At 60.0% G+C, this 10,423-nt stretch carries 13 protein-coding genes; 8 read left to right on the forward strand and 5 right to left on the reverse strand.

Features of this window, described 5'->3' with window-relative positions:
* Positions 1-6: 6 nt before the first annotated feature.
* The 3 genes from ROI90_RS05305 to ROI90_RS05315 form a co-directional block, all read right to left on the reverse strand.
* Complete coding sequence (locus tag ROI90_RS05305) at positions 7-1,653, reverse strand: aminopeptidase P family protein (RefSeq protein WP_315997293.1); 1,647 nt, start codon at positions 1,651-1,653, stop codon at positions 7-9.
* Between the two features lie 195 nt (positions 1,654-1,848).
* Entirely contained in the window at positions 1,849-2,088 is a 240-nt protein-coding gene (rpmB, locus tag ROI90_RS05310) for a 50S ribosomal protein L28 (RefSeq protein ID WP_044003635.1), read from the reverse strand.
* Between the two features lie 121 nt (positions 2,089-2,209).
* The gene (locus tag ROI90_RS05315; protein ID WP_315997294.1) at positions 2,210-2,398 is read right to left on the reverse strand and encodes a DUF5522 domain-containing protein; all 189 of its coding nucleotides are present in this window, start codon (positions 2,396-2,398) and stop codon (positions 2,210-2,212) included.
* 91 nt (positions 2,399-2,489) lie between these two features.
* Here ROI90_RS05315 and ROI90_RS05320 point away from each other — a divergent pair, with 91 nt between their 5' ends.
* The 5 genes from ROI90_RS05320 to ROI90_RS05340 all read left to right on the forward strand — a co-directional run bounded on the left by ROI90_RS05320 (position 2,490) and on the right by ROI90_RS05340 (position 5,962).
* A complete protein-coding gene (locus ROI90_RS05320) occupies positions 2,490-2,948 on the forward strand; it encodes a hypothetical protein (RefSeq protein ID WP_315997295.1) in 459 nt (152 codons plus the stop codon).
* A 42-nt stretch (positions 2,949-2,990) separates the two neighbouring features.
* Entirely contained in the window at positions 2,991-3,503 is a 513-nt protein-coding gene (locus ROI90_RS05325) for a DUF2314 domain-containing protein (protein ID WP_315997296.1), read from the forward strand.
* Between the two features lie 62 nt (positions 3,504-3,565).
* Positions 3,566-4,831: an ornithine--oxo-acid transaminase gene (gene rocD, locus ROI90_RS05330; protein ID WP_315997297.1), complete on the forward strand. Its 1,266-nt coding sequence runs from the start codon at positions 3,566-3,568 to the stop codon at positions 4,829-4,831.
* A gap of 214 nt (positions 4,832-5,045) precedes the next feature.
* On the forward strand, positions 5,046-5,267 hold the full coding sequence (locus ROI90_RS05335) for a hypothetical protein (RefSeq protein WP_315997298.1): 222 nt from the start codon (positions 5,046-5,048) through the stop codon (positions 5,265-5,267).
* Between the two features lie 422 nt (positions 5,268-5,689).
* Positions 5,690-5,962 carry a hypothetical protein gene (locus ROI90_RS05340; RefSeq protein WP_315997299.1) on the forward strand — a complete coding sequence of 91 codons (273 nt, stop codon included), beginning with the start codon at positions 5,690-5,692 and terminating at the stop codon, positions 5,960-5,962.
* 113 nt (positions 5,963-6,075) lie between these two features.
* On the opposite strand, the gene ROI90_RS05345 is transcribed toward ROI90_RS05340, so the two are convergent.
* Positions 6,076-6,393 carry a hypothetical protein gene (locus tag ROI90_RS05345; RefSeq protein ID WP_315997300.1) on the reverse strand — a complete coding sequence of 106 codons (318 nt, stop codon included), beginning with the start codon at positions 6,391-6,393 and terminating at the stop codon, positions 6,076-6,078.
* Between the two features lie 362 nt (positions 6,394-6,755).
* On the opposite strand from ROI90_RS05345, the gene hemB reads away from it, so the two are divergent.
* From hemB to ROI90_RS05360, 3 genes are all read left to right on the forward strand, one after another.
* Complete coding sequence (gene hemB / locus ROI90_RS05350; RefSeq protein ID WP_315997301.1) at positions 6,756-7,748, forward strand: porphobilinogen synthase; 993 nt, start codon at positions 6,756-6,758, stop codon at positions 7,746-7,748.
* 95 nt (positions 7,749-7,843) lie between these two features.
* Positions 7,844-8,347, forward strand: coding sequence for a GNAT family N-acetyltransferase (locus tag ROI90_RS05355; protein ID WP_315997302.1), 504 nt, complete (start codon positions 7,844-7,846; stop codon positions 8,345-8,347).
* A gap of 89 nt (positions 8,348-8,436) precedes the next feature.
* On the forward strand, positions 8,437-8,958 hold the full coding sequence (locus ROI90_RS05360) for a hypothetical protein (protein WP_315997303.1): 522 nt from the start codon (positions 8,437-8,439) through the stop codon (positions 8,956-8,958).
* Between the two features lie 36 nt (positions 8,959-8,994).
* Here the strand turns inward: ROI90_RS05360 and ROI90_RS05365 are convergent, their stop codons facing one another.
* A complete protein-coding gene (locus ROI90_RS05365) occupies positions 8,995-10,407 on the reverse strand; it encodes an APC family permease (protein ID WP_315997304.1) in 1,413 nt (470 codons plus the stop codon).
* Positions 10,408-10,423: the final 16 nt, after the last annotated feature.

A 10,423-nucleotide genomic window follows, 5' to 3' on the forward strand; every position in this document is an offset into this window, starting at 1 on the left:
CGCTGTTTACCGCAATGCGGGCAGTTTAAAGTCATCCAAAGCACTGGGCTTGGCCATCAGCGCCTCAATTTCGGCCACGGTGCGGGGAGCTTCCCGGGAGAGGTTTTCGGAGCCCGCGCTGGTTATCAGCACATCATCTTCAATCCGCACGCCAATGTTCCACCATTTCTTGTCGCAGGGGCTGCCTTCGGGAATGTAGATACCAGGCTCCACGGTAATTACGTTGCCGGCCTGCAGGGGGCCGTAGTTGCCCCGGTCGTGCACATCCAGGCCCAAGTAGTGGCTGGTACCGTGGGGGAAGTAGGTGCGCACGTCTTCCGGCTTCTGAATGATACCGAGCTTAAGCAAGCCGTCGGCAATAACTTTTTGGGCGGCTTTGTGGGGGGCCTGAAATTCAGCTCCTGGCCTGCAGGCGGCGAAGCCGGCTTCTTGGGCGGCCAGCACAATGTCATAGATCTGGCGCTGGGCCGGGCTAAACTTGCCGCTGGGCGGAATGGTGCGCGTTACGTCGGCGGTGTAGCCGTGGTATTCGGCGCCGCAGTCCATCAGCAGCAGGTCGTTTTTTACCTGAGGCTTGTCGTTGGTGATGTAGTGGAGCACGCAGGCGTTGTTGCCAGCGCCCACAATGCTAGGGTAGCCCTCAAACTCGGCCCCGTACTTTTTGTACACGTACTCGTGCAGGCCCTGCACCTCCATTTCGCCCATGTCGGGACGGGTAGCTTTCATGACCTCCTGCTGACCCACGGCGCTGATGCGGACGGCCCGGCGCAGCAGGGCTATTTCTTCCGGTGTTTTTACGGCCCGCAGGTCGCCCAATACATCATTGAGGGTACTGGCATCGAAGCGGGCCACGGGGCGGTTGGCTATGGCTTTCTGGCGGTCAGCGTCGGTGGTGGCTTTCAGGTAGGCTTGCACATAGGCATCCTGGGCCACCCCGGGGTTTTGCTTGATCAGGTTTTCGAGGTAGGGCCGCAGGTTAGCGGCGTTGGCTACTCCGTAGCGCTGGATGGTTGTGTACAGCTCGGCCTGTTGGGGGTTGAAATCGGTGGGCACGGCGGCCTGCTGCCGAAACGAGGCCACCAAGTTGAACAAGTCGGATGGGTCCCGGTCATCGTCGCGCACATCGGCAGGCAATTCCGCAAACAGTACCGTCTTGAAATCGGACCACTTGATGCCGGAGGTTGCAAACGCGTTGTTATCGGCGGCGAACTGTAGGCCCAACTGCTGCCTGGCACCCTCAGCGCCCAGGCGGTGGCCCGTCCACTGCTCCCGTTGGGGGTTGCGGGGGTCCACAAACAGCATTTCCGTAACGCCGGTCTGCCCGTTCACCGTTTGGGGCTCTTTAAACAAAACCAGCAAGCTGTTTGGCTCCTGGTAGCCCGTCAGGTAATATAAGTCGGGATTCTGGTGGTAGACAAAGTCCACGTCGTTGGCGCGGTTGCGCACGGGGGCGGCAAACACCACGGCCGCTGAGCCGGCCGGCAGTGCCTGCCGCACTAGCTCACGGCGCTGCTTGTGAAAGGACGGGGCCAGTTGATCGGCCGGATGGTTGGGGCCGATGGTATGCTGGGCCTGGGCAGCCGGGGCCAACGTGAGGAGGGCTGCCGCCAGCAGCACTGGCCGGAAAGCGCGCGAAAGAGAGGGAGTAGACATAGCAGGGACAAAGACCACCCCGCGCGGCACTCGTTGCGCGCGGGTAGACCGCCAGGCGAAGATAATAGCTCAGGCCTAGCTCCTGCCTGCCCAGGAACTGAAAAACGCGAAGCTTCCGCGGCTATATGCTCCTCACAAAGAAGCATAGGCCGCGGAAGCTTCGCGAAAAAACGACTGATTTCTCGGAAAGAGAAACTAGTACACGATGAAGCCCTGCTCCTTCGCCTTCTTCAGGACCGACATGATGCCGTTCTTGTTGATGGTGCGGATGGTGCTGGTCGCCACTTTCAACGTAACCCAAGCATCCTGTTCGGGGATGTAGAAACGCTTCTTCTGCAGGTTCGGGTAGAACTTGCGCTTGGTTTTGTTGTTGGCGTGCGAAACGTTGTTGCCTACGCGGGTACGCTTGCCAGTAAGGTCACAAACACGGGCCATGATATCAGAAAGTTGAGTGTTACAAAGCAGAAAAACGGGGCCGCAAATATCGTAATTAATATTTCGAAATCAAACCGTTGTACTGGAAAATAGCGGGTTATCTAAAAACTCCACCGAATTTTCACCCTTTCACGGGAGTTGAGCCGGTACTTTCAGCTGCGCCGGGTTTCTTTTTCCAGGGACAGTGCCGACAGCCGCTGCCGCAGCAGGAGCCCCGCCGCCGGTGGTACTGCTCCGTGAAAACCATATAGCCTTCGGGGGTGTAGTAAAAGTCGCCGGGTTGCAGGGGCTGGGGAGTGGGGCGCGGCACGGTGGGCGGGCTGAGTGAGGCGGCAAGTTACGCAGCCCAGCCAAGGTGAGTGCCCAGGCCCTATCTTGCTTATCCTTTAAAGCCCCTCGGTATGCGTGTTCTACGGTTTCTTATGCTGGTTATTTGCTTGTACCCGGTGTGGGCGGCGGCGCAGCTGGGGCTGGTTGGACCAGAGCAGTTGGTGCGCCAGGTGGCGCGGGCCCCGGCCCTACTTCCGGCATTGCCGCTAAAAGAGGCCCGCCGCACCCTGGATACCGCCCGCCGCCAATTTCAGCGGGGCTTGCCAACGGGCGCTCAACTGTACGTGGTGGCCCGCGGCCTCAACGAAGCCGCCACCCCGGAACTGCTGGTAGTGCGGGTACTCAGCTGGCGAAGCCCGCAGCTGAGCGGGCACATTATTAGCACCACGCCCGGCACGCCGGCCCCCATTGAGTTGCCGGAGGGCCAGGTGCTGGATTGGCTGGTTCTGCACCCCGACGGCCGGGAGGAGGGCAATTATTTGGGTAAATACTGGGACCTAGAAGAACGCCTGACCGAGGAGGAAGACTAGTTTTACCAGCAATTCATTCACCTCCATTTTATTCTACTTGGCATGATTCGTATTCCTGTTTGCCGATTCCTGGGACTGGTGGCACTTCTACTGAGCACGCAGGAGGTGGTGGCTCAACAGCCTCGCAATGAGGCCCCGTTGGCCTCCACGGCCCCCACTGACCGGCCCGTAGCCATAGCAGGCACTTCGGCTGAGGCAGAACTGCGGGCGTTTGACAAGCTGTTAGCCCCCGCCATTAAGCAGGCGCGCCGGACGCTGCCCCAAGCCAAGCAACGCTTCCTGAAGGGCTTGCCTGCGGGCCATGCCTTTTTTCTGACTACCCGTATTTTCGACCCCAGCGGCGCGTATGAGCAGGTATTTGTGCGGGTGCGCGAGTGGAACGGAGTTACAGTGAAAGGCGTCATCAGCAACGATTTGAACGTGGTCCGCTCCTACCAGCCCGGGCAGCTGATTACCTTCCCGGAATCGGCGGTGCTGGACTGGACGGTAGCCACGCCCGATGGCAGGGAAGAAGGCAACTTTGTGGGTAAGCTGCTTGATGCCCAGCAACGCTAGCCTTGACCGGCCCGCCCGGTTTTGCGTAGTTTTGGGAATACCCACCTACTACCATCCCGCTTATGGCAATGCCCACCCACTTCCCTGATTCCGCCCCCGCTACTCGCAGCCGCAGCCAGGAGCTGATGGCCCTGGAAGACCACTACGGTGCCCATAATTACCACCCCCTGCCCGTGGTGCTGAGCCGGGGTGAGGGCGTACACCTCTGGGACGTAGACGGCAAGCGGTACTATGATTTTCTCTCGGCCTACTCGGCCGTAAACCAAGGCCACTGCCACCCCCGCATTATTGGGGCCCTTACCGAGCAGGCCCAGAGGCTCACGCTTACGTCCCGCGCGTTCTTCAATGACCAATTGGGGCCCGCTGAAAAGCAGTTGTGCGAGTTATTCAACTACGATAAGGCCCTGCTGATGAACTCCGGGGCGGAGGCCGTGGAAACGGCGCTGAAGCTGGCTCGCAAGTGGGGCTACCAAGAGAAAGGTATTGCCCCAAACCAAGCCCGCATCATCGTGGCCGAGCACAACTTCCACGGCCGCACTACTGGTATTATCTCCTTCAGCACCGACGGCGACTCCACGGGCGGCTTCGGGCCCTACATGCCCGGCTACCAGGTGGTGCCCTACGATGATGTGGCGGCGCTGGAGGAGGCGTTGCAGGACCCGCACATATGCGGCTTTTTGGTAGAACCCATTCAGGGCGAGGCCGGCGTGATGGTGCCTTCGGATGGGTACCTAGCCAAGGCAGCCGCACTGTGCAAGGCGCACAACGTGCTGTTTATTGCCGATGAAATCCAGACTGGGCTGGGCCGCACCGGTGAGCTGCTGGCCGTTTGCTACGAGGGCGTGCATGCCGATATTCTGATTCTGGGCAAGGCCCTGAGTGGGGGCGTACTGCCGGTGTCGGCGGTGCTGGCCCGCAACGAAATCATGCTTACTATTCAGCCCGGGCAGCACGGCTCCACGTTTGGGGGCAACCCGCTGGCGTGCGTAGTGATGCGGGCGGCTCTGGATGTATTGGTAGAGGAGCACCTGACCAGCAACGCCAAAGCGTTGGGGGAAGTGTTTCGGGAGCGGATGCGCCGCGTACAGCAGCGGCGCCCCGAGGTGGTAGAATTAGTGCGCGGTAAAGGACTACTCAACGCTGTCATCATTAAGCCCCACCCCGATGGCCGCACCGCCTGGGACGTGTGCGTGACGCTGATGGAGCGTGGCGTACTGGCCAAACCCACCCACGGCGACATTATCCGGTTTGCCCCGCCCCTGGTTATCACGGAAGAGCAGCTGCACGAAGCCTGCGACATTATTGAGCGGGTAATTCAGGAGTTTTAAGCAGCCAACTGCCCGAGGCGCTACTATACCGAACGGCTCACCAGACTGGTGGGCCGTTTGTCGTGTGAGTCGGAGCATTCACCGGGCGGTCATTTCCTTTACCGACAAATCGGGGATGCTGATAGTGGTGGCCAGGCTGCTGACCGAAGAACCTGGCGCGGCGCCTGGCCGAGGCGGTACCTTTGAGCCGTTACTTCTTCTAAACCTAGTCGTTATGCGTGCTCTTCAACTGGTAGTACTTGGTGGATATATGGTTGCATCACTGGCAAGCTGCCAGGTAAGCCGGCCCACATTTGTTACCCGCACATCGGGCACCGTAACCTCTTTCCCCACTGATTCGGCCAGTACGGTGCTGCTTCTGCACGACTCGCAGGGTCCCCAGGCTACCCGCGCCATCATGACTACCGCCGAAGCCGCCGCCTTCCGCCAGCAATAAGTCATCGGTACATAGTACATCATCCGCTCCCCTCAGCGTATAGGGCCGCGCTTTCACCTGCTTGGGGTGGGCGCGGCTTTTTTTGCGCAGTAATTTTGCCTGCCAGCCCGCTGCCAGGTGAAACCTCGGGCGGTTTGTGGGTACTTTGGGGCATGCAATCATCTACCCGACTTGGCTGGGGGCTGTTGCTGGGGCTGCTCAGCGGCTGCCAGAGTCAGCAGGCCGTATTCCGGTTTCACCCCGCGCCATCAGTTATTGTGCAGGCTGAGGTGCCTCTGCCTTCTGCCGCCGAACCTGTTGCACCTGTTGCTCCCGTTGCGCCTGCCCATGCCCAGAGAGGAAAACCGCCGCGGCTGCAAACGCCTCGAAGCCACGCAGCCGCCACTCCGGCAAAGGCAGCAGCACTACAACGGCCAAGCGCCATGCGGCACCTAGCGCACTCAGTTGTGCCGCGTAAGCAGCCGGAAACGGCAGTAGCAGTTCAACCCGATCAGCCCGCCCGCCACGATACCCTGCATATTGTACTGGGGGCGCTACTGGTGGTAGGTGGGGTAGTAGGTGGTATAGCGCTGGGGGGCTGGCTGGGCCTGGGCCTGGGGGCGCTGGTGGTGCTGCTGGGCTACTATTTTGTGGTGCTGGGCATTGGTGGCAAGCACGCCTGGCTGGAAATATTTCAGGAGTTCTTCAACATGTAAGCACTTCCTTTACGAACAAGCCTTTACCTACTAAAAGCCTCCGCGCCCTGCACCCACTTACGTTGGGTATGGGGCGCGGATGCTTTTACTGAGGGCCGACTACGTGGGCCGGGCTAGTTGTGCTGGCCGGTTTGGGAAGTGCTGTCGTTGGGCTGGTTGTTCCGGAACTCCTTGTCAGAGCTGTCGGCGCCCCGCTCATCGGAGGGGTTGGTGTGGGAGCCCTGGGGGCTATTGGGGTTGTTGTCGGCTTTGGCTTTCTTGGCGCCGCCACTGTGCCCTTCGGAGCTGGGTACATTCTCGCCGCGGGTGTTATCGGCACCACCGGCTACCGGGCCTTCGTGCGGACCGGAGGGTTGCCCGCTCACGCCGGGAGCCTGTTTGCCGGTTTCGCCGCTATTCGGATGATTCGGGGTTTGCTTGGGGTCGTTCATGGCTATGGAAACAAAGGGTGAGGTGCATCAGGCTGGTTACCTGCCCACTTACATACGGTTTGAAAGAAGGGGCAGCCGGCACAAAATTTCGGGCTGTGGCCGGCTAAGGTATCTACGCTTGCCCAGGCCCGGAGCAGCTTCTCGGTTTCGAGCACCGGCTTCGCATTCATACGAAATTAGAGCGGCACCTCGGCCGCTAGCTGCGGAGGCCGTGCCGGATATGAGGAGTGCTCGACGAAGAGCCATGAGTACCACGCTCACCAAGTAGTGGTGGAGCGCTAGGCAGGCACAAACCCATTGCCGGCCGCAACCTTACCTTTGCCCCAGTTGTTCTACCCCGTCTACTCAACTGAAAGCAGCTTATGCCTATTGTACCCACGCACCGCCCGCGCCGCAACCGCAAATCTCAGGTTATCCGCGACATGGTGCAGGAAACTCACCTCGCCACCCACGACTTTATCTACCCGATTTTTATCACGGAGGGTCAGAATCAGCAGATTGAAATTAAGTCGATGCCTGGAATTCACCGGTTTTCCGCCGACCGGGTTATCGACGAAATTGGCCGGTGCGTAGAGCTGGGTATTAAAAGCTTCGCGCCGTTTCCGCAGGTGAATGAGGGCTTGAAAGACCGGCTGGCACGCGAATCGGCCAATATGGAAGGCCTGTACCTGAAAACCGTGGCCGACATCAAGCGGCAGTTTCCGGAAGTGGTGTTGATGACTGATGTAGCCATGGACCCATACTCCTCCGACGGGCACGATGGCATTGTGGACGCGGAATCGGGCGAAATCCTGAACGATGCTTCCCTGGAAGTGCTGGGCCAAATGGCCCTGGCTCAGGCCCGCGCCGGCGCCGATATTATCGGGCCTTCCGACATGATGGATGGGCGCGTGGCCTGGATTCGGGAGGTGTTGGATAGCAACGGCTTTTCGGGTGTGAGCATCATGAGCTACACGGCCAAGTACGCTTCCGCCTTCTACGGTCCCTTCCGCGACGCGCTGGACTCGGCCCCCAAAAAAGGCGACAAGAAAAGCTACCAGATGAACCCGGCCAACCGCCGCGAAGCCCTGCGCGAGTTAGCCCTGGATGAACAGGAAGGCGCTGATATGGTGATGATTAAACCCGCTTTGAGCTACCTCGACGTGATTCGGGAAGTGCGCGACAACACCCAGCTGCCCGTAACGGCCTACAATGTATCGGGGGAGTATGCCATGGTGAAAGCCGCCGCCCAGCAAGGCTGGCTCGACGGCGAAAAGACTATGATGGAGGTACTCACCAGCATTAAGCGGGCCGGGGCCGACGCCATTCTTACCTACTTCGCCAAAGAAGCGGCCGAGGTACTGCGCCGCGGCTAAGTTTTCACGTTGCGTTGCAAGCTCCCGGTGTGGCCCTGACCAGGGCTTCGCCGGGAGCTTTTACTTTCGGCTATTCATTTACCTTCTCTATTTGTATGATTCGTTTGGCAACCCTGGCCGATATTCCGGCTATTCTGCACCTGATTGAGCAAGTGGTACCTCTGATGCAAGCCAGCGGCAATTTTCAGTGGACAGCGGACTACCCGAATGCGGAGGTATTCCAACGGGACATTGAGCAGGGCCATTTGTGGGTAGCGGAACACGAGGGCCAAGTAGCCGCCCTGGCGGCCCTTACCCATAACCATCAAGACCAGGAATATGCCCAGGCCGACTGGGACGTGGCCGAGCCGGCCCTGGTTACGCACCGCTTGGCGGTGTCGCCCGCTGCCCAGGGCCACGGGCTGGCAGCGGCTCTGCTGGCGCAGGCGGAACAGCTGGCCCGGGAGCAGGGCCTGCGGGTGCTGCGCGTAGATACCAACTCGGAAAACCAGGCCACGCAACGGCTATTTCCGAAGCTGGGCTACCGGTTTGCGGGCGAAATCACGCTGGCCTTCCGGCCCGGCCTGCGGTTTTTCTGCTACGAGAAGCGGCTGGCGTAGCACTGGCGACATAAATCATGGAAGCCCATTGGGTGAGCGGTGGGCTTACCTTACCCGCATTCCTAACTCGTATTAATCTATCATTTACTATGGCGAAGCGCTTATTCGGCTTCCTGCTCTTTGTGGGCCTAACAGCCTGCGCTGGCCTTGGCTACGGGCAGGACTCTACTTCTGTGCAGCATTCAAGGCATCAGATAATAGAGCCGTTGTATGTGCTAAACTCTACCGTCATCATGGGCAGCGGGTTTTTTGCCCGGATGAATTCCCACGAAATTCTACGAATTGTAATTTATAAGGGAGAAGGTATACCCCGTGCACTAATCGGTCTGACTTCGGGACATATTGTTTCCACCGACTACAAAAAACGTGTTCCCAGTCAGTCGTTTGCGCAGATAGCCCGCCAACAAAGTGTGCAGCGGCCTTTTCGGGTAGTGATAAACGGCCGGCCACTCAGCGCCGAACAAGTGTCGGACCTGCGGATTGCCCTCGGTGCTATCGGGCAAGTGTGCGTCACGCCGGCCACGCTCGAGGCACCGGAAGCCGTAATTGCCCTTGAGCTGGCCAAGGCCAAATCTGTGAAGCACCCACCTGGCTCAATATTCATCCGATAGGCGCAGGCCTAATCAGCACGAGCATGACAGGTAGCACTACTTGTCAAACGGCCAACGGCCCAGGCGGCTGCTCCAGAGCAGAAACACTACTGTACCCAGCGCCATCATCAGCAAGGCTCCTACCTGGAAAGGCAGAAACACCGTTGTGTTGAGCACCGACACTTCAATGCCTTCCTGAATGCTGGCAAACACCCACAGCCACACGGCCACGGCCACCACCACCGGCAGCGGGTACAGGGGCATGCGGAAGGGCAACCCTACCGCCCCGCGCCGGCGGCGCAGCAGCACTACACCCACGGCCTGCCCCACAAACTGCACCAGTATGCGCATGGCCAGAATGGCGCTGATAACCTCACCCAGCTTAAACAACAGGCTGAACACAAATCCCACGCCCCCCAGCAGCAGCAACGACACGTGCGGAAACTGCTTGGTAGGGTGAGTGCGGGCGAATACCGGTAGAAACTCCCCGTCGGCGGCGGCGGCGTAGGGAATGCGCGAGTAGCCCAGCAGCACTGCAAACAGGGAGGCAAAAGCCACCCACAGCACCAGGCCCGTAGCCGCTTTGGCCGCTACCGGCCCGTAGAGGCGCTCCACGAAGGTGCTCACAATGAACTTGGACTGGGCGGCTTCCTGCCAGGGAATTACGGCTCCCACGCTCCAGTTCAGCAGCAGGTACAGGGCCATAATACCCACTATGCTCAGGAAAATGCTGCGCGGAATCAGCTTGTGCGGCTCCTGCACCTCCCCGCCCAAGTGGCAGACGTTGTAGTAGCCCAGGTAGCTGTAAATAGTTTTGACGGTGGCCTGCCCCATAGCCACCGACAGCAGCACGCCCGGCAGCTCCCCTACCCCGCCGGCCGGCAGCCAGGCCACCGGTTGAGTACCGTGCGTGAGCCCGCCGAAAATCAGCCAGCCCATTAGAGCTAGCACCCCCACACACAGCAGCACGCCCAGCCGCCCCACGTCCTCAATGCGGCGGTAGAGCAACGCAATGAGTAGCAGCACTACCGTACTGGCTACCAGCTTCGGCTGCCACCATTCCGTTAGGGGCACCAAGTACTCGAAATACTGCGCGAAGCCAATGGCCCCGGAAGCTACTACCAGCGGAGCCTGCACCAGCGTCTGCCACACGTACAGGAAAGACAGCAGGCGGCCCCAGCTATGCTCTCCGTAGGCCAGCTTCAGAAAGCGGTAGGAGCCGCCCGCCTCAGGGTAGGCCGCGCCCAGCTCGCTCCAGATCAGGCCATCTACCAGACTCAGGGCTGCCCCTACCACCCAGGCCAGCAGAAAGTTTGGCCCCATAAACCCCATCACCAAGGGCAGGGTCACGAAGGGTCCGATGCCCACCATGTCAATCATGTTCAGGGCCGTGGCCTGCACCAGGCCCAGGCGGCGGCGCAGGGGCGCAGTGGTGGGCGAAGGCGGGGGCGGCGAGGAGAGGTTGGGCATGCTGAGAAAGGCTTGG

The organism is Hymenobacter endophyticus, assembly GCF_032464715.1.
Classification (GTDB): Bacteria; Bacteroidota; Bacteroidia; order Cytophagales; family Hymenobacteraceae; genus Hymenobacter; species Hymenobacter endophyticus.

Bases quoted from the DNA above. Each gene is read 5' to 3' on its own strand.
- ROI90_RS05305 (WP_315997293.1), bottom strand. From the start codon at position 1,653: ATGTCTACTCCCTCTCTTTCGCGCGCTTTCCGGCCAGTGCTGCTGGCG.
- rpmB (WP_044003635.1), bottom strand. From the start codon at position 2,088: ATGGCCCGTGTTTGTGACCTTACTGGCAAGCGTACCCGCGTAGGCAAC.
- ROI90_RS05320 (WP_315997295.1), top strand. From the start codon at position 2,490: ATGCGTGTTCTACGGTTTCTTATGCTGGTTATTTGCTTGTACCCGGTG.
- ROI90_RS05325 (WP_315997296.1), top strand. From the start codon at position 2,991: ATGATTCGTATTCCTGTTTGCCGATTCCTGGGACTGGTGGCACTTCTA.
- rocD (WP_315997297.1), top strand. From the start codon at position 3,566: ATGGCAATGCCCACCCACTTCCCTGATTCCGCCCCCGCTACTCGCAGC.
- ROI90_RS05335 (WP_315997298.1), top strand. From the start codon at position 5,046: ATGCGTGCTCTTCAACTGGTAGTACTTGGTGGATATATGGTTGCATCA.
- ROI90_RS05340 (WP_315997299.1), top strand. From the start codon at position 5,690: ATGCGGCACCTAGCGCACTCAGTTGTGCCGCGTAAGCAGCCGGAAACG.
- ROI90_RS05345 (WP_315997300.1), bottom strand. From the start codon at position 6,393: ATGAACGACCCCAAGCAAACCCCGAATCATCCGAATAGCGGCGAAACC.
- hemB (WP_315997301.1), top strand. From the start codon at position 6,756: ATGCCTATTGTACCCACGCACCGCCCGCGCCGCAACCGCAAATCTCAG.
- ROI90_RS05355 (WP_315997302.1), top strand. From the start codon at position 7,844: ATGATTCGTTTGGCAACCCTGGCCGATATTCCGGCTATTCTGCACCTG.
- ROI90_RS05360 (WP_315997303.1), top strand. From the start codon at position 8,437: ATGGCGAAGCGCTTATTCGGCTTCCTGCTCTTTGTGGGCCTAACAGCC.
- ROI90_RS05365 (WP_315997304.1), bottom strand. From the start codon at position 10,407: ATGCCCAACCTCTCCTCGCCGCCCCCGCCTTCGCCCACCACTGCGCCC.